The organism is Mesorhizobium sp. M0909, from assembly GCF_040319515.1.
Classification (GTDB): domain Bacteria; phylum Pseudomonadota; class Alphaproteobacteria; order Rhizobiales; family Rhizobiaceae; genus Mesorhizobium.
Genome location: NZ_JAMYOA010000001.1, coordinates 417,717 through 437,931 on the forward strand (window position 1 = coordinate 417,717; position 20,215 = coordinate 437,931).

At 64.4% G+C, this 20,215-nt stretch carries 22 protein-coding genes and 1 pseudogene; 13 read left to right on the forward strand and 10 right to left on the reverse strand.

What is annotated here, in order from left to right:
• The first annotated feature begins 37 nt into the window (after positions 1 to 37).
• Entirely contained in the window at positions 38 to 844 is an 807-nt protein-coding gene (locus NKH83_RS02180; protein WP_352476245.1) for an alpha/beta hydrolase, read from the forward strand.
• Position 845: 1 nt separating this feature from the next.
• On the opposite strand, the gene NKH83_RS02185 is transcribed toward NKH83_RS02180, so the two are convergent.
• The gene (locus NKH83_RS02185; RefSeq protein ID WP_352476246.1) at positions 846 to 1,148 is read right to left on the reverse strand and encodes a BolA family protein; all 303 of its coding nucleotides are present in this window, start codon (positions 1,146 to 1,148) and stop codon (positions 846 to 848) included.
• Positions 1,149 to 1,280: 132 nt separating this feature from the next.
• On the opposite strand from NKH83_RS02185, the gene NKH83_RS02190 reads away from it, so the two are divergent.
• The 4 genes from NKH83_RS02190 to NKH83_RS02205 all read left to right on the forward strand — a co-directional run bounded on the left by NKH83_RS02190 (position 1,281) and on the right by NKH83_RS02205 (position 5,951).
• Positions 1,281 to 1,910: a J domain-containing protein gene (locus NKH83_RS02190; RefSeq protein ID WP_254816626.1), complete on the forward strand. Its 630-nt coding sequence runs from the start codon at positions 1,281 to 1,283 to the stop codon at positions 1,908 to 1,910.
• 122 nt (positions 1,911 to 2,032) lie between these two features.
• On the forward strand, positions 2,033 to 3,019 hold the full coding sequence (cobS, locus tag NKH83_RS02195; RefSeq protein ID WP_023721131.1) for a cobaltochelatase subunit CobS: 987 nt from the start codon (positions 2,033 to 2,035) through the stop codon (positions 3,017 to 3,019).
• 11 nt (positions 3,020 to 3,030) lie between these two features.
• Positions 3,031 to 4,929, forward strand: a complete 1,899-nt coding sequence (cobT, locus tag NKH83_RS02200; protein ID WP_352476247.1) for a cobaltochelatase subunit CobT — start codon at positions 3,031 to 3,033, stop codon at positions 4,927 to 4,929.
• Positions 4,926 to 5,951, forward strand: a complete 1,026-nt coding sequence (locus NKH83_RS02205) for an esterase-like activity of phytase family protein (RefSeq protein ID WP_352476248.1) — start codon at positions 4,926 to 4,928, stop codon at positions 5,949 to 5,951. Before cobT ends, NKH83_RS02205 begins: the two co-directional genes overlap by 4 nt.
• 105 nt (positions 5,952 to 6,056) lie before the next feature.
• Here NKH83_RS02205 and NKH83_RS02210 read toward each other — a convergent pair whose 3' ends face one another.
• The 3 genes from NKH83_RS02210 to rpmB all read right to left on the reverse strand — a co-directional run bounded on the left by NKH83_RS02210 (position 6,057) and on the right by rpmB (position 7,874).
• Positions 6,057 to 6,728, reverse strand: coding sequence for a spermidine synthase (locus NKH83_RS02210; RefSeq protein ID WP_352476249.1), 672 nt, complete (start codon positions 6,726 to 6,728; stop codon positions 6,057 to 6,059).
• Between the two features lie 86 nt (positions 6,729 to 6,814).
• A complete protein-coding gene (locus tag NKH83_RS02215; protein ID WP_352476250.1) occupies positions 6,815 to 7,495 on the reverse strand; it encodes a queuosine precursor transporter in 681 nt (226 codons plus the stop codon).
• A gap of 82 nt (positions 7,496 to 7,577) precedes the next feature.
• Positions 7,578 to 7,874: a 50S ribosomal protein L28 gene (gene rpmB / locus NKH83_RS02220; protein WP_006328411.1), complete on the reverse strand. Its 297-nt coding sequence runs from the start codon at positions 7,872 to 7,874 to the stop codon at positions 7,578 to 7,580.
• Positions 7,875 to 8,184: 310 nt separating this feature from the next.
• Between rpmB and NKH83_RS02225 the strand changes: the two genes are divergently transcribed.
• From NKH83_RS02225 to NKH83_RS02240, 4 genes are all read left to right on the forward strand, one after another.
• On the forward strand, positions 8,185 to 8,412 hold the full coding sequence (locus tag NKH83_RS02225; protein ID WP_352801880.1) for a hypothetical protein: 228 nt from the start codon (positions 8,185 to 8,187) through the stop codon (positions 8,410 to 8,412).
• Between the two features lie 62 nt (positions 8,413 to 8,474).
• Complete coding sequence (locus tag NKH83_RS02230; protein WP_352649297.1) at positions 8,475 to 9,266, forward strand: DUF3108 domain-containing protein; 792 nt, start codon at positions 8,475 to 8,477, stop codon at positions 9,264 to 9,266.
• Positions 9,267 to 9,308: 42 nt separating this feature from the next.
• Positions 9,309 to 10,196, forward strand: coding sequence for an aromatic amino acid exporter YddG (gene yddG / locus NKH83_RS02235; RefSeq protein WP_352476252.1), 888 nt, complete (start codon positions 9,309 to 9,311; stop codon positions 10,194 to 10,196).
• Complete coding sequence (locus NKH83_RS02240; RefSeq protein ID WP_352476253.1) at positions 10,196 to 10,864, forward strand: lysoplasmalogenase family protein; 669 nt, start codon at positions 10,196 to 10,198, stop codon at positions 10,862 to 10,864. The genes yddG and NKH83_RS02240 overlap by 1 nt, the downstream gene beginning before the upstream one ends.
• A 4-nt stretch (positions 10,865 to 10,868) precedes the next feature.
• Here NKH83_RS02240 and NKH83_RS02245 read toward each other — a convergent pair whose 3' ends face one another.
• Together NKH83_RS02245 and gloB are read right to left on the reverse strand one after the other, a co-directional pair.
• Positions 10,869 to 11,297, reverse strand: a complete 429-nt coding sequence (locus NKH83_RS02245; RefSeq protein ID WP_352476254.1) for a cupin domain-containing protein — start codon at positions 11,295 to 11,297, stop codon at positions 10,869 to 10,871.
• 21 nt (positions 11,298 to 11,318) lie between these two features.
• Entirely contained in the window at positions 11,319 to 12,086 is a 768-nt protein-coding gene (gloB, locus tag NKH83_RS02250) for a hydroxyacylglutathione hydrolase (protein ID WP_352476255.1), read from the reverse strand.
• A gap of 98 nt (positions 12,087 to 12,184) precedes the next feature.
• Here gloB and NKH83_RS02255 point away from each other — a divergent pair, with 98 nt between their 5' ends.
• The 3 genes from NKH83_RS02255 (at position 12,185) to NKH83_RS02265 (ending at position 15,818) form a co-directional block, all read left to right on the forward strand.
• Positions 12,185 to 12,955, forward strand: coding sequence for a class I SAM-dependent methyltransferase (locus NKH83_RS02255; RefSeq protein ID WP_352801883.1), 771 nt, complete (start codon positions 12,185 to 12,187; stop codon positions 12,953 to 12,955).
• A 146-nt stretch (positions 12,956 to 13,101) separates the two neighbouring features.
• Complete coding sequence (locus NKH83_RS02260) at positions 13,102 to 14,934, forward strand: ABC transporter ATP-binding protein/permease (protein ID WP_352801885.1); 1,833 nt, start codon at positions 13,102 to 13,104, stop codon at positions 14,932 to 14,934.
• 77 nt (positions 14,935 to 15,011) lie between these two features.
• Complete coding sequence (locus tag NKH83_RS02265; protein ID WP_352801887.1) at positions 15,012 to 15,818, forward strand: DUF1194 domain-containing protein; 807 nt, start codon at positions 15,012 to 15,014, stop codon at positions 15,816 to 15,818.
• A gap of 18 nt (positions 15,819 to 15,836) precedes the next feature.
• On the opposite strand, the gene NKH83_RS02270 is transcribed toward NKH83_RS02265, so the two are convergent.
• Both NKH83_RS02270 and NKH83_RS02275 read right to left on the reverse strand, forming a co-directional pair.
• Positions 15,837 to 16,862, reverse strand: a complete 1,026-nt coding sequence (locus NKH83_RS02270; protein WP_352801889.1) for an RNA polymerase subunit sigma-70 — start codon at positions 16,860 to 16,862, stop codon at positions 15,837 to 15,839.
• A gap of 42 nt (positions 16,863 to 16,904) precedes the next feature.
• Positions 16,905 to 17,651 carry an SDR family NAD(P)-dependent oxidoreductase gene (locus NKH83_RS02275; RefSeq protein WP_352801891.1) on the reverse strand — a complete coding sequence of 249 codons (747 nt, stop codon included), beginning with the start codon at positions 17,649 to 17,651 and terminating at the stop codon, positions 16,905 to 16,907.
• A 269-nt stretch (positions 17,652 to 17,920) separates the two neighbouring features.
• On the opposite strand from NKH83_RS02275, the pseudogene NKH83_RS02280 reads away from it, so the two are divergent.
• Positions 17,921 to 18,241, forward strand: a pseudogene (locus NKH83_RS02280) (DUF1330 domain-containing protein).
• Between the two features lie 25 nt (positions 18,242 to 18,266).
• Here the strand turns inward: NKH83_RS02280 and metW are convergent.
• Positions 18,267 to 18,881 (reverse strand): methionine biosynthesis protein MetW, encoded by a 615-nt coding sequence (gene metW, locus NKH83_RS02285; RefSeq protein WP_254817066.1) that lies wholly within the window; start codon positions 18,879 to 18,881, stop codon positions 18,267 to 18,269.
• Positions 18,882 to 18,996: 115 nt separating this feature from the next.
• Positions 18,997 to 20,166: a homoserine O-acetyltransferase MetX gene (gene metX / locus NKH83_RS02290; RefSeq protein ID WP_254816640.1), complete on the reverse strand. Its 1,170-nt coding sequence runs from the start codon at positions 20,164 to 20,166 to the stop codon at positions 18,997 to 18,999.
• Between the last annotated feature and the right edge of the window lie 49 nt (positions 20,167 to 20,215).

The window sequence follows — 20,215 nt, forward strand, 5'->3', positions numbered from 1 at the left end:
TGCGCACCGTGTGGCAGCCTTGGGCAGTCAGGAGTCTATGACAATCGATCGGCGAAGCCTGCTTCTGGTGTCGATGGCGGCGCTGTTGCCGGGGCAGGCGGCGGCATTGCAGCTGCGTTCGCCGTTGCCCGAAACCTTCGACTATGGGCCGGCCAAGCTCGACATCTATTCCCGCGCGGGCGCAAGCGGCCTGCCGGTCGTCTTCTTCGTCCATGGCGGCGCCTGGCGGGTCGGCAGTCGCGGCAACGTCAATGCCAAGCCGCAATTCCTGCTCGACAATGGCTTCTGCTTCGTCTCGATCGACTACCGGATGCTGCCCGAGGCCGACGTCGCCACCCAGGCGGCGGATGTCGAACTGGCCTATCGCTACGTCCGCGCCAACATCGCCAGGCATGGCGGCGATCCGGACCGGATCGTCGCGATGGGCCATTCGGCCGGCTGCCATCTCGTCGCATTGACCGGCCTGCGCGGCGGCCTGCCCGGGGTCGCGGCGCTGATCCTCGACGACACCAGGGCTTACGACCTGGAGGCATTGGCCAGGAGCGGCGGCATGGCAGGGGTCTATGCCCGCGCCTTTCCCGATCCGGCGCAGTGGCGCGCGCTGTCGCCTGTCACCTATGTGGAAGGCCGCAAGCACCCGCCGACCTTCATCGCCCATTCACGGGCGAAAGCCCGCGCGGCGGACGCGCAGGCCTTCGCCGGGCGTCTGCGCGCCACCGGAACCAGGGTCACGCTGTTCGACGGCAGCGCCTATTCGCACATGTCGATCAATCGCGACTTCGGCACCGAAGGCGATGCATTGACAGCGGCGGTGATAGCTTTCCTGAGGGCGAGCCTCGGCTGATCTACCAGCGGGTCTTTTCGCCGGGCGCCGCCGGCTCGATCGCCAGGGCGTGGACGCCGGATTTCAACTCTTCGGCCAGCAGATCGTTGACTGCACGGTGACGCTCGACGCGGCTCATGCCGGCAAAGGCTGGCGCGACGATGCGGACGCGGAAATGCGTCTCGCCGGCGCCGTCGAAGGCAGCGTGATGGCCGGAATCCACGTGATGATGACCGGCATGGAGATGGCTTTCGTTGATGACGTCCAGCCGTTCCGGCGAAAACGCCTTTTTCAGCTTATCTTCCATCGTTGCCTGTATGGACATCGCCGCTTCCCTTCACCACATCTATGTCATCGCACAAATTCGCCATTCGCCGGTTTTATGCCGCGATTCAGCGGTTAGGGCGATCATCGCGAAAATGTCAATTCTTGTTTCGCATCCGCGAACGGCCCATAAATGGGTGAGATGAAGCCGTACCCAAAATATTTCGAAAAGATTCGTATCCGCCCGGAGAAGGACGCGGAGCTGAAGTCGCGTTCGCCGATCTGCCAGTGGGATGGCTGCAAGGAGGCCGGTACCCACCGCGCCCCGGTCGGACGCATGAAGGAAGGCGAGTATTTCCAGTTCTGCTTCGACCACGTGCGCGAGTACAACAAGGGCTTCAATTATTTCTCGGGCGTTCCCGACACCGAGATCGCGCGCTTCCAGAAGGAAGCCATGACCGGCCACCGGCCGACCTGGAAAATGGGCGTCAACGGCGCCTCGACACGCTCCTCGCCCGACTTCGCCCAGGCGCGTTCCGGCCGTGCCGGCTACTACAATCGCATGCGCGATCCCTTCGACCTGTTCAAAGGCCCGAAGGACCCGCGCGAAGCACGCGAGCGCAAGGCCAAGCCGCTTGAGGCCAAGGCACTGGAAACGCTTGGCCTTGATACAAAGGCAAGTGGCAAGGATATCAAGGCGCGCTATAAGGAACTTGTGAAACGCCACCATCCGGATGCGAATGGCGGCGACAGAGGTTCGGAAGACCGGTTCCGCGATGTGCTCCAGGCGTATCGCGTGCTCAAGCAGGCAGGTTTGTGCTGAGCGACCTTACGGTTCGTGTCGCTTTCCAACTTTCATAGGGTTGGAAAAGGCTCTAAGACCGCCCCCGAACAAAATCGATTACCAGCGAAACGCGGCGTTTCGCTTGTGGAGACGTGATAGAGATGAACAAGGTCGATCGCGACATCGCCAACTTGCCCGACACCACGGTGTCGGTGAAGGAGACATTCGGCTTCGACTCCAAGATGGTGGTGCCGGCCTATTCGGTGACGAGCGAGCATGTGCCCGACATCGATCCGGACTACCTGTTCGACAAGAACACGACGATGGCGATCCTCGCCGGCTTTGCCTATAACCGCCGCGTCATGGTGTCGGGCTATCACGGCACCGGCAAGTCGACGCATATCGAGCAGGTCGCCGCCCGCCTCAACTGGCCTTGCGTGCGTGTCAACCTCGACAGCCATGTCAGCCGTATCGACCTCGTCGGCAAGGACGCCATCGTCGTCAAGGACGGGCTGCAGATCACCGAATTCCGCGACGGCATCCTGCCCTGGGCCTATCAGCACAATGTCGCGCTGTGCTTCGACGAGTACGATGCCGGCCGCCCGGACGTGATGTTCGTCATCCAGCGCGTGCTGGAATCGTCGGGCCGGCTGACGCTGCTCGACCAGAGCCGGGTTATCCGCCCGCATCCGGCCTTCCGGCTGTTTTCGACCGCCAACACGGTTGGCCTCGGCGACACCACAGGCCTCTACCACGGCACCCAGCAGATCAACCAGGCGCAGATGGACCGCTGGTCGATCGTCACCACGCTGAACTATTTGCCGCACGACAACGAAGTGAACATCGTGCTGGCCAAGGCCAAGCACTATCGCGACGGCAAGGGCAAGGAGATCGTCAACAAGATGGTCCGTGTCGCCGACATGACGCGCTCGGCCTTCATCAACGGCGATTTGTCGACGGTTATGAGCCCGCGCACGGTTATCACCTGGGCCGAGAATGCCGAAATCTTCGGCAATATCGGCATGGCGTTTCGGCTGACCTTCCTCAACAAATGCGACGAGCTCGAACGCTCGCTGGTCGCCGAATTCTACCAGCGCGCCTTCGGCGAAGATTTGCCGGAATCGGCGGCGAATGTGGTGCTGGGCTAAGCAGAGTCTCGATGGCGGGTCCGGGCGACAACACGCGAAACAAATCCAAGACCGGCGCTGAGGCCGACAGCTTCAAGCGCGCGGTTACCGTCTGCATGCGCGCCATCGCCGGCGACAAGGATCTCGAGGTCGGTTTCGCCAAGGACCGGCCGGCGCTGGCCGGCAGCCGCGCCCGGCTGCCGGAACTGCCGAAGAAGGCATCAAAGGCGGACATCGCCATTACCCGCGGGCTCGGCGATTCCATGGCGCTGAAGCGCGCCTGCCATGATACGCGCATCCACACCAGGCTGGCGCCGGAAGGCAAACAGGCCCGCGCCATCTACGACGCGGTCGAGCAGGCCCGGGTCGAGGCGATCGGCAGCCGCGCCATGCAGGGCGTTGCCGACAATATCGGCTCGATGCTCGAGGACAAATACGCCAGGGCCAACCTCGCCGACGTCAAGGACAAGGCCGACGCGCCGATCGAGGAGGCGCTGGCGCTGATGGTGCGCGAAAAGCTGACCGGCCGCACTGTGCCGAAGAGCGGCGAACGGCTGGTCGATCTCTGGCGCCCTTGGGTCGAGGAAAAAGCCAGTGCCGATCTCGACGGGCTGTCGGCAAAGCTCGACGACCAGCAGGCGTTCGCCCGCGTCGTGCGCGAGATGCTCGCCTCCATGGAAATGGCGGAGGAGCTCGGCGACGACCAGGAGACGGAAGACTCCGAGGACAACGACGAAAACCAGCCGCAAGGCGAGGAGCAGAGCGAGGAGGGCGGCGAAGACGATTCCGGCTCCGAGCAGTCGCAGTCAGAGGATACCGAGGCATCGTCCGACGACGAGCAATCGGCCGAGACCGAAGCCTCCGACGCCTCCGCCGAGGATCTCTCCGACGACGACGATGCCGATGCAGAGACGCCCGGCGAGGCGCGCCGCAACGACAATCCCTTCACCAATCTGCCGAAAGAGATCGACTACAAGGTCTTCACCACCGCCTTCGACGAGACCGTAGGTGCGGAGGAACTGTGTGAGGAGGAGGAGCTCGACCGGCTGCGCGCCTTCCTCGACAAGCAGCTCGCCAACCTTTCGGGCGTGGTCGGGCGGCTGGCCAACCGGCTGCAGCGCCGGCTGATGGCGCAGCAGAACCGCTCCTGGGATTTCGACCTCGAAGAAGGCTATCTCGATCCGGCACGGCTGGTGCGCGTCGTCATCGACCCGATGCAGCCTCTGTCCTTCAAGCAGGAGCGTGATACAAAATTTCGCGACACCGTGGTGTCGCTGGTGCTCGATAATTCGGGTTCGATGCGCGGCCGGCCGATCACGGTCGCCGCGACCTGCGCCGACATTCTGGCGCGCACGCTGGAACGCTGCGGCGTCTCGGTCGAAATCCTCGGCTTCACCACCCGCGCCTGGAAGGGCGGACAGGCGCGCGAGAAATGGTTGAAGGAAGGCAAGCCGCCGAACCCCGGCCGTCTCAACGATCTGCGCCACATCATCTACAAATCCGCCGATCATCCGTGGCGGCGGGCGCGCCGCAATCTCGGGCTGATGATGCGCGAGGGCCTGCTCAAGGAAAACATCGACGGCGAGGCGCTGCTGTGGGCGCATAACCGGCTGATCGCGCGGCCGGAGCAGCGCAAGATCCTGATGATGATCTCGGACGGCGCGCCGGTCGACGATTCGACGCTGTCGGTCAATCCGGGTAATTATCTCGAGCGGCATCTGCGCGCCATCATCGAGCTCATCGAGACGCGCTCGCCGGTCGAGCTTTTGGCCATCGGCATCGGCCACGACGTCACCCGCTACTATCGCCGCGCTGTAACCATCGTCGATGCCGAAGAACTGGCCGGCGCCATGACCGAGCAGCTGGCCTCGCTGTTCGCCGAGGAAACCGTGCGCGACACGCGGCGCGGCGGCATACGGCGCGCCGGATGATTTTTTCCCGCGGCGGCTTTTGGCAGAAGCTTTTGGCCGCCATTGCGTTGTTAGGCATCGGTTTGGCGCCGGCTGTCGCTGCCGGCCCGGCCTCGGTCGAGCCGGCCGAGATCACGGCACGGCCGATCAGCGAATTCCACATCGGCCGGCCGGACAAACAGTTCGGGCCGCTTGAATTCGTCGGCGGGCTCGAAATGACCTCGTCGACGCGCGATTTCGGCGCGCTGTCGGCGCTTCGGTTCCTCAAGCCCGGCAGCGATTTCATCGGCGTCGCCGACACCGGCTTCTGGTTCTTCGGCACCCTCGTCCACGATGCCGACAAGCGGCCTTCCGGCATCCAGAATTTTCGCATGCAGCAGATGGTCGATGCGGCCGGCCAGCCGATCGACGAGAAATGGGCGGTCGATGCCGAAGGCCTCGCGGTCCAGGACGGCATTGCCACGGTCGGTTTCGAGCGCGATCACCGTATCGCAGAGTTCAAGATCGATCCGGATGACATGAGGGCGCCGTTCAGGCAATTGGACTTCCTGATCCCGGCCTGGGAACTTCGGCGCAATCGCGGCTTCGAGACCGTCACCCGCGCCCATCCTTACGGACAGCACGCGGGCGGGCTGGTCGTGGTGTCGGAAAAGAGCCTCGACAAGGCCGGTAACATCTTTGCCGCGATCATCGAAGGGCCGCACAAGGGCGTCTTCACCGTCAAGCGCAATGGCGATTTCGACATCACCGACGGCGCCTTCCTGCCGGATGGCGACCTGTTGCTTCTGGAGCGCAGTTTTTCGATGGCCGGCGGCGTCAAGATGCGGCTGCGGCGCATCTATGGCGAAAGCGTCGAGAAGGGCGCTGTCGCCGACGGGCCGGTGCTGCTCGAAGCCGACATGGGTTACCAGATCGACAATATGGAAGCGCTCGACGTCTGGACCCGCGACGATGGCGCGCTGATCGTGTCCATGATGTCCGACGACAATCACTCGATCCTGCAGCGCAATCTTTACCTGGAATTCATCCTGCACGAGGATTGACGCGCGATCGCGGGCTGCTGCAGGCGCTCGTCGCCGAGCTTCAGAAACCGCAGTAGTCGGTGTGCCGGGCGGAGCCCAAACAGCAATCCGCCCAAATTGCTTCCGCTAGGCTTTGCTCGCGAGCCAGATGACGTGACGGGCGCCGCGCTTGCCGTGAGCCCGCGCCTTGACCTCCTCGACCGTGAAGCTCGCCTGCTTGAGCCGCCGGGTGAAGCCTGCGTCAGGGCCCTGCGACCAGACCGCCAGCATACCGCCGGGCTTGAGAGCTGCTCTCGCGCTGTTCAGGCCGGCGCCGCCGTAGAGCGCGTCGTTGCCCTTGTAGACGATGCCCTGGGGGCCGTTGTCGACGTCGAGCAGGATCGCATCCCAGGCCGAGGCTTGCGATCGGATGAGCTGACCGACATCGGCCTCACGAATGCTGACGCGCGGGTCGTCAAGGCAGCCGCCGAACAGCTCGGCCATCGGGCCCCGAGCCCAAATCACGACTGCCGGCACCAGTTCGGCAACGGTGACCTGGGCCTCGTCGCCAAGCTCGGCCAGCGCCGCACGCAAGGTAAAGCCCATGCCGAGGCCGCCGATCAGGATGCTTGGGTTCCGGCGGCCGGCAATCCTTTGACAGGACAGTTTCGCAAGCGCCTCTTCGGAACCGCTGAGCCGGCTGTTCATCAGCTCGTTCGCACCAAGCATGATTGAGAATTCGCCGCCGCGCCGTTTCAGGCGAAGTTCCTGTCCGCCGTCAGGCGTTTTTGCCGAATCCAGTTGGAGCCAGGGGATCAAAGACTGCCCCTTTGTTCGACCATGATCTTGTCCGAAGACCGGTTCCCACTTTCCGCTAACGCGGACCTTCGGTTCCGGGTCATGGTCTAGGCCGCCAGTGCCGGCTGGCTCCAGCGGGCGGCAAGCAGCCGGTAGGGGATCAGCGCCACCACCGCTATGACCAGTTTGACGCTGAGATCGCCGAGCGCCCAGGATACCCAGCGCATCGTCTCGACCGGCAACACACCCATCAGCGGCGCGGTTTCCAGCGCAAAGCCGTCGTTCGGTCCGGCGAAGGCGAAAGCCGCCGCAAAGGCGACGGTGAAAAACACCACCGTGTCGAAGACAGAGCCGACCAGCGTGCCGACAACCGGCGCGCGCCACCAACTCTGCCGGCGCAACCGGTTGAACACGGTGACGTCGAGCAACTGCGCGGTGAGGAAGGCGGCGCCCGAGGCCGTGGCAATGCGCACCAGCCGGTCGGCGGCGGTCTCGAATTCGATCAGGCCGTGGCGAAACAGCAGCGGCGGGATGACGATCGAGCAGATCACCGCTGTCATGAAGCCGACAAAGACGATCCTGCGCGCCACCGCCGGCCCATAACGGCGATTGGCGAGATCGGTGACCAGGAATGAGAACGGATAGGTGAAGGCGCCCCAGGTCAGGATGTCGGCCAACGACAACCCGCCGATTGCACCCTGCATCGGGAACTGCACAAGGATGTTCGAGGCCACGACGACGAGCGCCATGGCCGCCACGAAGGGCAGGTACCGCGAGAGGAAGATCATTTTTTTATCCTGGGTAATGGAACCAGCGGAACGCGATCCGGAACCCCGGTCACGCCCTGGAAGGCGGCTGCCGCCGAAAAACTCAGGCGGCCGGCTGTTCGGCGAGCTTCTTGGCGATCTGCTTCTTCAACAGGCGGGCGCGCTGCGACAATTCCTTGGCATCGGCCTTGGCCAGGAAGGCATCGAGACCGCCGCGATGCTCGACCGAACGCAGCGCGTTGGCCGAAATGCGCAGGCGCACATTCTGGTTCAGCGCTTCCGAGATCAGCGTCACATTGACGAGATTGGGCAGGAAGCGACGCTTGGTCTTGTTGTTGGCGTGGCTCACATTGTTGCCGGACATGACTGCCTTGGCAGTGAGTTCGCAAGTGCGGGACATGATACTAACCTTCGGTTCTCGGTCCTGGCCAAACATTCGACCCGCGCCGGGTGGCGCGCGGTTTCGGTCAGGCGGCCTCATGGAAAAAGTTGGCGTTCCATAGTTGCATTTCGCCGAGGCGTCAAGCTTGGGGGTTGCTTCGGGCATGGGGAATCGCACTTTCGGAGTAGGTGTCGTCAGTGAAGCTGCTGATCGCCCTCTTCTGGAGGAGATGTTGCTGTCCCGCAGTTGTCTCAAGACCTGGGTTCCTCGCCCACCGCATGATGGTTGCGCTCTCCCCACTTTCGTGGGGCGAGGAGCCCAAGCCGGAGTGAAGCCGCAACCCTTTCCCTCATCCGGGCCGAGGCAGATCCGCAAATTCGTCGATGGCCGCATTTTGTTCTTGCTTTGTGCCGGCAGCTATGCTACTAATTTAAGTATGGTGCTGATTCGCACCGACGACCCGCCCGCCGAGGCGGGTTTTTTTCTGGCCCTGGACCCTCCCCAGCGTTCCCTGCCGACGCCGCCTTTCACATTAAGGCCGGAATTCAGCCTATAAGCGGTCGCACAGGGACATGCCAGACCGGAGCCGCCCGTCCGGTCGACAACCAAGGACCCGCCATGCCTCGTTCTTTCCTCCATGCCCTGGTCGTGCTGATGGCCGTCGCGCTGTCGACGACGGTTTCGGCCGCTGAGCCGCAATCCTTCACGGGCGAGTATTCGGTATCGTTCCTCGGCCTTTCCGTGGCCAAAGCGAAATTCTCCAGCCACTACGAGGGCGACACCTATTCGATCGAGGGCAGCGTCTCCGCTGCCGGCCTCGCCACTTTGTTCGACGATACGCGAGGTACGATCTCGTCGAAGGGCAAGATTTCGGGCAAGCGGTTGCAGCCGCAAGCGTTCCACGCCGACTACACGTCCGGCAAGAAGGCATCGATGATCGACATCCGGTTTGCCAACGGCGTCGTCACCTCGACCAAGGTCGTGCCTGAGCCGAAGAAGCGCAATCCCAACAACTGGATACCGCTGGCCGGCAGCGATCTCGTATCGGTCCTCGATCCGATGGCCGCGACCGTCATCCATGCCGACAGCCTCGACCAGGTCTGCGGGCGCACGGTGAAGCTCTATGACGGCGAAATGCGTGCCGATCTCAAACTGACCTACGAGTCCAAAGGGTCGATCTCGGTGGCCGGCTACAAGGGCGATACGGTCACTTGCAGGCTGGGCTTCGAGCCGGTGGCCGGTTACCGCAAGAACCGCAAGGCGCTGAATTACCTGAAGAAACGCAGCCGCATCATGGTGACGTTTGCACCAGTCGGCCAAAGCGGCGTATATGCGCCGATCCGCGCCACGGTCAGCACGCAAATCGGCCCGTTGACGATCAGCGCGGAGCGGTTCGAAGCAAACGAATAGGCGTGATGGTGCGCCGCCAACGATGGGCAGGGGGCGACGGCTATGGCGCGCGCAACACTGATCGGCTTCTCCGCGGTCGCCATGTGGGCGCTGCTGGCGCTGCTTACGGATGCTTCGGGCGCCGTGCCGCCGTTCCTGCTTTCAGCAATCACCTTCACGATCGGCACTTGCGTCGGGCTGGTTGCCCGGCTGTTGATGCCGGCAGCCGATGGCGCCGCGAAGATACCGCGCCAGGTCTGGGTGATCGGCATTGCCGGCCTGTTCGGCTACCACTTCTTCTACTTCACCGCGCTGCGCAATGCGCCGGCCGTCGAGGCCAGCCTGATCGCCTATCTGTGGCCGCTGCTGATCGTGCTGGGGTCGGCGCTGATGCCGGGCGAGCGGCTGGCCTGGAACCACGTCGCCGGCGCGCTGCTCGGCCTTGCCGGCACGGTCCTGATCGTCACCAAAGGCGGCGGGCTTGCCTTCGACGCGCGTTATGCCTTCGGCTACGCCATGGCCGGCGTCTGCGCGGTGCTGTGGTCGTCCTATTCGCTGTTGTCGCGGCGCTTCCCGTCGGTGCCGACCTCGATCGTGACCTGGTTCTGCGCCGCCACCGCGGCCCTTTCGCTGGTCTGCCACCTATTGCTTGAACAGACGGTGCTGCCCGCCGGCGCCGGCCAGTGGCTGGCCGTGCTCGGCCTCGGTCTGATGCCGGTGGGGGCGGCGTTCTATGCCTGGGACATCGGCGTCAAGCGCGGCAACATCCAGGTGCTGGGGGCGGCGAGCTATGCCGCGCCGCTGCTGTCCACCCTCGTGCTGATCGCCGCCGGCTTCGCCGAGCCGTCATGGCGCATCCTCGCCGCCTGCGTGTTGATCACCGGCGGCGCGGCACTGGCGGCGAAATCGCTGTTCCTGCGCAAGAGGGCTACGAGCGAGGCAAACGCTTGATGCCGTTTCCCGGCGGCATCGATGCCAATGCCAATGCGACGCTGGTATTTTCGCTGGCGGCGGCGGTGATTTACGCGTTCAGCCTCGGCATGCCGCCCCGCCTTTCGCGGTCGGCGGCAAGGACATTGGCGGTGGCGATGCTTGCGGTGCTGGTCGTGCAGCAGGGCGGTCCATGGCTGCTCGTCGCAGCACTCGGCGTCAGCGCCGTGGGCGACGCCCTCCTGTCGCGCGACGGCGAGAAGGCATTTCTCGGCGGCACCGCCAGTTTTCTTGCCGCGCATGTGCTTTACGTCGTGCTGTTCCTGCGTGCCGGCGGCGGCCTCGGGCTGCTTTTGGCCGAGCCGTGGCGAGCAGCGATCGTGCTGGCGATGGCCGTGTCGGTGCTGGCGATGGTTTTCGCGCTCCGGCGCCGCGTCGGCCCCGCCTTGCGTTTGCCGATCGGCGTGCATGCCGCGGCACTGCTTGCCATGGGCATTGCGGCGCTCACCCTGAACAGCGTCGGGGTCATCGGCGGCATCGTCCTGCTCATGCTGTCCGACGGGCTGCACGCCGCGGAAAAGTTCCTGCTGCCCGCCATCTCGCCGCATCGCATTTGGGTGCGCCATGCGGCATGGGCGCTGTATTACGTCGGCCAGCTGGCGATCACGCTGGGTTTCCTGCTGGGCTAGGTGCCTATGGCGTTCCCGGCAGCCAGCCTGGTTCGGCAAGTTCGAAGGCGGCGAAATCGAAACCCGGCGCCACGGTGCAGCCGACCAGGGTCCATTCGCCGAGGCTGCGTGCCGACTGCCACCAGCCTGCCGGTACGACGATCTGCGGCCGCTCGCCTGCGGCAAGCGACGTACCGAGGACCTCCTCGATGACGGGACCGCCTTCTCGATGTATCGACAGCGCCAGCGGCGCACCGTCATAGAAATGCCAGACCTCGGCCGCGTCCTTGACCCGGTGCCAGGCCGACAATTGGTCCTTCTCGAGGAGGAAATAGATCGCCGTCGAATGGCCGCGCGTGCCTGCCGCGCCGTCGCGAAAGGTCTCGGCATACCAGCCGCCTTCCGGATGCGGCTTGAGGCCGAGCAGAGCGATGATTTCGGCGGAACTGGTCATGACCCTAGCTCCTGGCGCCGCTCAGAAATTGTCCTTGCGCTTGCGGATCTCGGCGAACACTTCGGCGTCGGAGGCCTTCTCCAGGCCGAGATGTCTGCGGATCGCCGGATCGTGCCAGCGCAGGAACGGATTGGTCGACAGTTCCTCGCCGATCGTCGTCGGCAGCGTCGGCTTGCCGTCGGCGCGCAACGCCTCGACCTTGGCGGCGCGCTCTTTCAGCGCCGAATTGGTCGGGTCGAGGGTCAGCGCGAAACGGGCGTTGGCCAGCGTATATTCATGGCCGCAATAGACGACCGTGTCGGCCGGCAGCGCCGCGAGCTTCTTCAGGGATTCGTACATCACCGGCGGCTTGCATTCGAGCAGCCGCCCGCAGCCGAGCGCAAACAGCGTGTCGGCGGCGAATGCCACTTTCGACGCCGGCAGATGATAGGTGACATGGCCCGCAGTGTGGCCGGGCGTGGCGATGACCTCGATCCGCTCGTCGCCGAGGCGGACAACCGAGCCCTGTTCGACGGTTTCGTCGATGCCGGGAATCTTTGCCTTTTCGGCTTCCGGACCGACAATGCGCAGCTTGAAACGCTCCTTCAGCGCCAAATTGGCCTCGACATGGTCGAGATGGTGGTGGGTGGTCAGAATCATCGTCGGGGTCCAGCCGGTGCGCTTGATCGCCGCCAGGATGGGCGCCTCCTCGGGCGCATCGATGAGCGCCGTCTGGCCGCTTTTCGGGTCGTGCACCAGCACGCCGAAATTGTCGCTGCGGCACATGAATTGTTCGATCTCGACCGGCATCGCATCTCTCCCTTTGTTGCCGCAGACATAGGGCGCCTGCCAGCCGATGTCATCTGCCTTTGTTGAACTTGGACTGCTTCGAAGCTACCGTTCCGCGCATGCATTCAGACATTGTCGATCTCCGTTCTTTTTATTCGACCACGCTCGGCCGCCTGGCCGAACGCTCGATCACCATGGCGCTGTCCTCGATATGGGCCGTAGTGCCCAACGAGCGGCTGGTCGGTCTCGGCTATACCTTGCCGTGGCTGGAACGCTTCGGCAGCGATGCCGAGCGTGTCTTTGCCTTCATGCCGGCAACACAGGGCGCGGTGGTCTGGCCGGCGACGGGGCCGACGGCGACCGCGCTGGTGTTCGACGAGGAACTGCCGCTGGTCGATTCCTGCATCGACCGCATGCTGCTCGTCCATTCGCTCGAACATGTCGAGAACCCGCGCGAGACGCTGAACGAGATCTGGCGGGTGCTGTCGCCGGCCGGCCGTGTCGTCATCGTTGTGCCCAACCGGCGCGGCGTCTGGGCGCGCTTCGAGCATACGCCTTTCGGCAATGGCCGGCCGTTCTCGCGCGGCCAGCTCACTGAATTGCTGCGCGAAGCGAATTTCACGCCGGCGGCATGGTCCGATGCGCTGTTCTTCCCGCCGTCGCCGCGACGTTTCATGATGCAGTTTCACAATGTGCTGGAACGCGCCGGCCGGCGCTTCTGGCCGATCTTTTCGGGCGTTATCGTCGTCGAGGCGCAGAAGCGGCTTTATCAAGGCGTGCCGGTTGCCCAGCGCGCGTCCCGCCGCGTCTTCGTGCCGGTTCTCTCGCCGCATGGCGCGCCGACGCTTGGCCGGACTGTCGCGGGCCAAACGTCCGGCGCCGCCAGATGACGCGTTCGTGATCCGACGCAGGCTTTTTCTCACCTATCTGTCGCGGACGGGTTCGCTGCCCGATTGAAGGCATACGCAATCGGTTCTATGACCGGCGATTTCTATGACCGGGCTTCAGCACCGCTTCCGAATGCAAGGATTCACTCATGGCTGATCATCCGGATGTCGAGGCCAGCGCCCAGAAGCTTGCCACCTCGATCGAAGCCAGCAGCCTGCGTGAGCAGCTGGCAACAATCAAGATAGCGCTGACCACCTCGCCGGTGCGAAAGCAATTGTTTTGGGCCGCGATCGGCATCGTCGCCGTCATTGTCGCAACCTCGGTCGGGCAGATTCTGCTCAATCGCTGGAACCAGCCGTTCTTCGACGCGCTGGCGCGGCGCGACATGCCGGCCTTCCTGCATCAGCTTCTGGTCTTTGCGGCAATAGCCGGCGGGCTGCTTCTGTTTAACGTGGGCCAGACCTGGCTCGACCAGATGATCCGCCTGAAGCTGCGCGAGGCGCTGACGCTCGACCTGATCGGCGAGTGGATGCGGCCGGCGCGCGCCTTCCGGCTGGCCCATGCCGGCGCCATCGGCGTCAATCCCGACCAGCGCCTGCAGCAGGATGTCGCGCATCTCTCGGATCTTTCCACCGGCCTCGGCATCGGCCTGCTGCAGTCCTGCATCCTGCTTGCCTCATTCGTCGGCGTCTTGTGGTCGCTGTCTTCCGGCTTCGTCTTCCACATAGGCGCCCATTCGCTGGCCATACCCGGTTACATGGTCTGGGCGGCAATCCTTTATGCGGGCACCGCCTCCTGGTTGAGCTGGTTGGTCGGGCGGCCGCTGATCCGCTTCAACAACGATCGCTATACGCGTGAAGCGGAGCTGCGTTCTTCGGTGGTTCGCGTCAACGAGAATGTCGATGCCATCGCGCTGGCGCATGGCGAGGCCGATGCCAGGCGCCGCCTCGAATTCGATCTCGGCATGGTGCTGGGCGCCATGCGGCACATCTACCGCGCCCAGATCAATCTTTCCTGGGTCACCGACACCTACGGCTGGATCACTGTCGTCGCGCCGATCCTGGTCGCCTCACCGGTCTATTTTGCCGGCGATATCAGCTTTGGCGGTCTGATGATGGCAGTCGGTGCCTTCAACCAGGTCCATTCTTCGCTGCGTTGGTTCATCAACAATATCGGCGGCATCGCCGATTGGCGCGCTACGCTGATGCGGGTCGCCGACTTCCGCATCGCGCTTGGCGACACCGACGCGCTGCACCATACGGAAAGGCGCATTTCGTTCGGCGAAAACCCGGACGGCAGCCTGACCTTCGAGAAACTCGAGGTCGCCTCGCCGGAGGGATGCACCAAGCTTGCCGAGCCGCATGTCGAAATCCGCGCCGGCGACCGGGTCATGATCACCGGAGATCCGGGCGCCGGCAAGACGCTGTTCTTCCGGGCCATTGCCGGTCTGTGGCCATGGGGCAGCGGACGGATCGGCATGCCGGCCGGAGAAGCGCCGATCTTTGTTCCGCGTACTCCCTATTTCCCGCTCGGCAAGCTGCGCGAGGTGCTCAACCATTCAGGCGGCGCGGCGGAGGCGAGCGATGCCGAGATCTCGGAGGTGCTGGCCGATGTCGGGCTGCAACGCCTGTCGTCCTCGCTCGATCGCTCGGCGCGCTGGGAGCGTGAGCTCAGCGACGACGAGCAGCGTCTGCTGGCCTTTGCCAGGCTGGCCTTGCGACGGCCGAAATGGGTGATCATCGACGAGGCGCTGGATGCGTTCGACGGCCCGACGCTGAGGCAAGTGCTGTCGATGCTGGAGAAGCGCCTTCCCGACGCCGCGATCCTCAACATCGGCCGCGGCCAGCACAATGCCCGCTTCTTCCGGCGGGCGTTGACCATCGTCAAGGATGCCGGCCAACCGCCCCTCAAGCCGGTCCGTATCAGGGCAGGTGCCATCGAACCGCCTCCGGCCATCGCCTCGGCCGGCCGCAAGAAATAGAAGGGCAAGCTTTATTTCGCCGCGATCGCGGCGAAAAACTGTCGCGATCGTTTCAGATGGGAACGTTCCGATCGGCCATGCTTGACGCTCTCGCCCTGCTCGCCTGCCTTGCCTGCGCCCCGGCGGCACCTGCGGCCGCGCCGGCCAATGCACTTGCCGTCGATGTCGAGCTGGTGCTGGCCGTCGACATCTCGCAGTCGATGGATGAAAGGGAGTTTGCCCTGCAGCGCGCCGGCTATGTCGCGGCGCTGCGCCATCCCGACTTCATCAACGCCGTGCGTGCCGGCACCTCCGGCCGCATCGCCATCGCCTATTTCGAATGGGCCGGCACCATCCGCGACGACGCGGTCATTGCCTGGCAGGTCGTCGACAGCAAGGAGAGCGCCAACGCTTTCGCCGACAAGATCGCGGCCCGCCCGTTCAGGAGCTTTCGCGGCACCTCGATTTCCGGTGCAGTGGCCTTTGGCGCCGAGCTTTTCAATGGCACGGCCTTCACCGGCAAACGCCGCGTCATCGACGTCTCGGGCGACGGCCCAAACAATACCGGCTTGCCGGTCACGACGGCACGCGATGCGGCGCTGGCGAAGGGCATCGTCATCAACGGGCTGCCGATCCTGATCAGCCCGTCACCCACCTTCAGCCATCTCGACCGGTATTATGCCGAATGCGTCACCGGCGGGCCTGGCTCGTTCGTGCTGCCGATCTATGCTGCTTCCGAATTCGCCACCGCCACTCGTCGCAAACTGATCCTCGAGGTCAGCGGCATCGAGCATCCCAAGGTGGATCCGAGGACGATCCGCATCGACGCACCGATCGACTGCCTGCAAGGCGAGCGCGACCGGCGGTTTTTCTCGGACCCATATTTCCCGGAACTCGACCGATAAGGCTGGCCCAGGGGCAGGTTAGGCTGGTGGCAGGCCGAAGGCCGGGAACAGAGATGGCCCGAGCGGTCCTATGAAGATCGTCAAGGAAGCGATCCCGCCCTCGGCCGCGTCGAACACATGCAGGGAATGGGCCCGCCATTCAGGGCCATCGTGGCTGCGGGAATAAACCCCGACCGCCGGCTGGGCATTGGCCCGAGTGGCCAGCGTGCGGAAGCCGCCAAACCTCGGCCAGACGGTCTCGAAGAAACCGCGGATCGCTTCGCGGCCTTGATACCATTCGCGCCAAGGCGGCATTGTATAGATGGCGTCCTCGCGCAGCAGCTCGATCAAGCTGTCGAGATTGGCGGCCTGCCAGGCCTGCATGTAACGTTCGAGCAGCAGGCCTTCTTCGGGGCTGGGCCGTGATCGGCTGGCCGGCCGTCCCTGAGGATAGCGCGCCGCCAGCGTTGCGCGGGCGCGCTGCAACGCGCTGTTGATCGAAGCCGTCGATCCGCCCAGCAAACGCGCCGTCTCGACGGCCGACCATCCCAGGACGTCGGCAAGCAGCAGCGCGGCGCGCTGCCTGGGCGGCAGATCCTGGATCGCGGCGACGAAGGCGAGCTGGACGGCCTCGCGGCTCTCGTAACGGGCTTCCGGACCTGGCTCGCTGCCGGCAATGTCTGGAAGCTCGGCGTCGGGGTAGGGCTCCAGCCAGGCGATGTCGGCCACGGGCCCGCCTATGGCCGCCCCGTGCGAGGGCGGCCGTCCGGGTTCCCGGAGAATGCGATGCGCCCTCGACCTCGCCTTGATGGCGTTGAGGCAAGCGTTGGTCGCGATCATGTAGAGCCAACCGCGAACCGAACCCCGCCCGTCGAACTCCGACCTGGCGCGCCAGGCGCGAAGCAACGTGTCCTGGACGAGGTCGTCGGCCTCGTGCAGCGAACCCATCATGCGATAGCAATGCAGCTTGAGCTCGCGGCGATGGGCGGCCGTGACCTTCTCGAAGGCCAGCCGATCGAGGATCGGCTGGCGTGCTGGTTCCAGAGGTGGTTGAGCGCCTGTCATGCGGGCTGTGCGGTTACGAGTGAGCTTTGCATTACGCGCGCCTCAGGCGGCCGGTGCAAGCCCGCTACCGCTGACCATGAAGGAACTGCCTTGCGGCTGGCCGGTGGCGAGCGCGACCACCGCCCGTCCGACGTCGGCCGGGGTTTGCATGTCGGTCATGGCGGCGATGAAGTCCGCCGGCTGGATGCCCATATAAGCAGCGACGCTGTCGACGCCGGCCTTGCCCACGCCGGTTTCCGGCATGATGCGCATCGGCGCGAGCGCCATGAAGCGAAGGCCGAGGCCGAGCCGGTCGGCTTCCTTCTGGCTATGACCGGCCAGGAACATCTGCATGCGTTTTGCGCCGGCATAGCCGCCGGTATTGGGTGGCCCGCCGGTCAAGGCCGCGCCGCTGGAGATCAGAACGATACGGGTTCCCGGCTTGAGCGGACGCCGCAGAGCGGCCCGGCAAAACAGGAACGATGCCTTGACGTCCGTGTCCCAATTTGCGGAGAACGCCTTCCAGTTCTGTTCGTGCAGCGGCGCGGAAGGGGCCAGCGCGCCTGCACAGATTACCAGCACGTCCGGTTCCAGCTCGGCGAAGACCTTATCGGGGGCGGAGTCCACCGTCGCATCGACCACGAGCGTCTTCACGCCCGAGACCTCCCAGGCAAATTGCGCCAGGGCCTGTTTTCCGCGGGCCACGGCCAGCACCGTCGCCCTTTCCTTGAGGGCGGCCTCCGCGATGGAGCGGCCGACCCCACGGCTGCCTCCGACGACTACAACATTCTGACCTTGCAACGATCCCATGGATCACCTCTCTGCTCCCGGCCGCCGGCCCATCCAGGCGCGCTCATCGATAGGACAGCGCAGGCGTGCGGAAATCATCGGTGCCAGGCGGAAATATTTTTCAGGTGACAGCAGGGCTCGCGCACGGCCCTGTTCGGAGCAGCAACGGCAGAGGCGCGTCGGTTTGTATTCAGTGTCATTACCTCGGGGGTAATCGACCAGCGTGCAAGGTCTCGGCAAACTGCTCCCATCAAGCCGGTTGTCTGGCTTCGACCACCAGGGAGACAGCCATGACCGCCTACGCCGTCGCGCATATGCGCCAGGTCACGCCGGGGCCGCAGATCGTCGAGTACCTGCACAAGATCGATGCCACGCTGGAGCCGTTTGGCGGCCGCTTCATCGTGCATGGCAGCGAGGTGGAAGTCGTTGAAGACACCTAGCCGGGCCACCTCGTCATGATCGAATTTCCAGACATGCAGCAGGCGCGTGCATGGTACCGCTCGCCCGCCTATCAGGAGATCTCGCCGCTGCGCACCGACAATTCTCAGTCCGACGTGGTCCTGGTCGATGGCGTCCAGCACCCGCACAAGGCCACCGACGTTCTCGAATAAGGGGACGATCTGCGACGATTGGCTCTTATCGTTTCAGCAGAAACACCGCCTGCTGGCCGAAAAAATTCCAGAACCACCACGGCATCGAGAAGCCGATCCGCTGGCCATTGGCGTCGAGCGCGGTCGCCTTTTCCACCGTCGCGCCAAGCTCGTCGCACAGATTGACGAAATCGCGAATGGTGCAGAAATGGATGTTGGGGGTGTCATACCAGGAATAGGGCAGGTCCTTGGTCACCGGCATGCGGCCGTTGAACAGTAGCGAAAAGCGCACCCGCCAGTGGCCGAAATTTGGGAATGAGACGATGGCGCGGTTGCCGATCCTGAGCAGTTCGTCGAGCACTAATTTCGGATTGCGGGTCGCCTGCAAGGTCTGCGACAAGACGACGAAGTCGAAGCCCTTATCGGGATAGAATTGGAGATCCTTGTCGGCATCGCCCTGGATGACCGACAGGCCGCGCGCCACGCATTCGTTGACGCCGCGCTGCGACAGTTCCAGCCCGCGACCGTCGACCTTCTTGGTCGCCTGCAGCAATTCGAGCAGCAGGCCGTCGCCGGAACCGACGTCCAGCACCCGCGACTGCGGCGGGATGAGATCGGCGACGACCTCGAGGTCGACGCGCTGGGCGCGGTTGACGCTCATGGGCCCGCCTTCTGCCTGGCGCATGGCCCTGATCCGAAAAGTCTGCAACTTTTCGGGGTCATGCGCTGATGCCTGGCGCATGGCCCTGATCCGAACAGCCTGCAGCTTTTCGGGGTCATGCGCCGAGCCCTCTGGCCCGCGCCGCCGAGGCGATGAAGCCTTTGATGGCGGCGAACAGTTCCGGCTCGTCGAGCAGGAAGGCGTCGTGGCCACGGTCGGTCTCGATCTCAACGAACGATACCGAGGCGCCGGCCGCGTTCAGCGCGTGCACGACCGAGCGGCTCTCCTCGGTCGGGAACAGCCAGTCGCTGGTGAACGAAACCAGGCAGAAGCGCGTCTTGGTGCCGGCGAAGGCATCGGCCAGCCGGCCGCCATGGTCGGCGGCGAGATCGAAATAGTCCATCGCCCGGGTCATGTAGAGATAGGAGTTGGCATCGAAGCGATCGACGAAGGTCATGCCCTGATGGCGCAGATAGCTCTCGATCTGGAAGTCGGCATCGAAGCCGAAGGTCAGCGCTTCGCGGTCCTGCAGGTTGCGGCCGAACTTGCGGTGCAGCGCTGCTTCCGACAGATAGGTGATGTGAGCGGCCATGCGCGCCACCGCCAGCCCCTTTTCCGGCCGCTTGCCGTGCTCGAAATATTTGCCGCCATGCCAGTCCGGGTCGGCCATCACTGCCTGCCTGCCGACCTCGTGGAAAGCGATGTTCTGCGAAGAATGGCGGGCGCCGGTGGCGATCGGCAGCGCCGAGAAAACGCGCTCGGGATAGCTCGAGGCCCATTGCAGCACCTGCATACCGCCCATCGAGCCGCCCAGCACGCTGAACAGTTGTTCGATGCCGAAATGCTCGACCAGCATCAGCTGCGCGCGCACCATGTCGCGGATGGTGATGATCGGCAGGTCGAGCCCGTAGGGCTTGGCGGTGGCGGGATTGGTCGAGGCGGGGCCGGTGGAGCCGAGACAGCCGCCGATGACGTTGGACGAGATGACGAAGAAACGATCGGTGTCGATGATCTTGCCGGGGCCGATCAGCACTTCCCACCAGCCCGGCTTGCCGGTCACGGGATTGGTGTTGGCGACATGCTGGTCGCCGGTCAGCGCATGGCAGACGAGGATGGCGTTGGAGCGCTCGTCGTTGAGCGTGCCATAGGTCTGGTAGGCGATCTGGAACGGCGACAGCAGCGTGCCGGCGTCGAGCTTGAGCGGCTTGTCGGCGCCGAAACGCAACACCGGGCTCGACGGCTGGTCGGCCTCGTTGTTGGTTTTTCGCGCGCGCAAAGCGACCATCACATCTCCTTGCCCGGCCTTCAGTTGTCCACCGCCGGTCTGGGCAACA

Coding starts and splice junctions, on each gene's coding strand:
- rpmB (WP_006328411.1), bottom strand. CDS start 7,874: ATGTCCCGCACTTGCGAACTCACTGCCAAGGCAGTCATGTCCGGCAAC.
- cobT (WP_352476247.1), top strand. CDS start 3,031: ATGGCGGGTCCGGGCGACAACACGCGAAACAAATCCAAGACCGGCGCT.
- NKH83_RS02185 (WP_352476246.1), bottom strand. CDS start 1,148: ATGTCCATACAGGCAACGATGGAAGATAAGCTGAAAAAGGCGTTTTCG.
- NKH83_RS02240 (WP_352476253.1), top strand. CDS start 10,196: ATGCCGTTTCCCGGCGGCATCGATGCCAATGCCAATGCGACGCTGGTA.
- NKH83_RS02270 (WP_352801889.1), bottom strand. CDS start 16,862: ATGACAGGCGCTCAACCACCTCTGGAACCAGCACGCCAGCCGATCCTC.
- NKH83_RS02215 (WP_352476250.1), bottom strand. CDS start 7,495: ATGATCTTCCTCTCGCGGTACCTGCCCTTCGTGGCGGCCATGGCGCTC.
- cobS (WP_023721131.1), top strand. CDS start 2,033: ATGAACAAGGTCGATCGCGACATCGCCAACTTGCCCGACACCACGGTG.
- gloB (WP_352476255.1), bottom strand. CDS start 12,086: ATGCCGGTCGAGATCGAACAATTCATGTGCCGCAGCGACAATTTCGGC.
- NKH83_RS02190 (WP_254816626.1), top strand. CDS start 1,281: ATGGGTGAGATGAAGCCGTACCCAAAATATTTCGAAAAGATTCGTATC.
- NKH83_RS02260 (WP_352801885.1), top strand. CDS start 13,102: ATGGCTGATCATCCGGATGTCGAGGCCAGCGCCCAGAAGCTTGCCACC.
- NKH83_RS02205 (WP_352476248.1), top strand. CDS start 4,926: ATGATTTTTTCCCGCGGCGGCTTTTGGCAGAAGCTTTTGGCCGCCATT.
- NKH83_RS02180 (WP_352476245.1), top strand. CDS start 38: ATGACAATCGATCGGCGAAGCCTGCTTCTGGTGTCGATGGCGGCGCTG.
- NKH83_RS02265 (WP_352801887.1), top strand. CDS start 15,012: ATGCTTGACGCTCTCGCCCTGCTCGCCTGCCTTGCCTGCGCCCCGGCG.
- yddG (WP_352476252.1), top strand. CDS start 9,309: ATGGCGCGCGCAACACTGATCGGCTTCTCCGCGGTCGCCATGTGGGCG.
- NKH83_RS02255 (WP_352801883.1), top strand. CDS start 12,185: ATGCATTCAGACATTGTCGATCTCCGTTCTTTTTATTCGACCACGCTC.
- NKH83_RS02230 (WP_352649297.1), top strand. CDS start 8,475: ATGCCTCGTTCTTTCCTCCATGCCCTGGTCGTGCTGATGGCCGTCGCG.
- metX (WP_254816640.1), bottom strand. CDS start 20,166: ATGGTCGCTTTGCGCGCGCGAAAAACCAACAACGAGGCCGACCAGCCG.
- NKH83_RS02275 (WP_352801891.1), bottom strand. CDS start 17,651: ATGGGATCGTTGCAAGGTCAGAATGTTGTAGTCGTCGGAGGCAGCCGT.
- NKH83_RS02245 (WP_352476254.1), bottom strand. CDS start 11,297: ATGACCAGTTCCGCCGAAATCATCGCTCTGCTCGGCCTCAAGCCGCAT.
- metW (WP_254817066.1), bottom strand. CDS start 18,881: ATGAGCGTCAACCGCGCCCAGCGCGTCGACCTCGAGGTCGTCGCCGAT.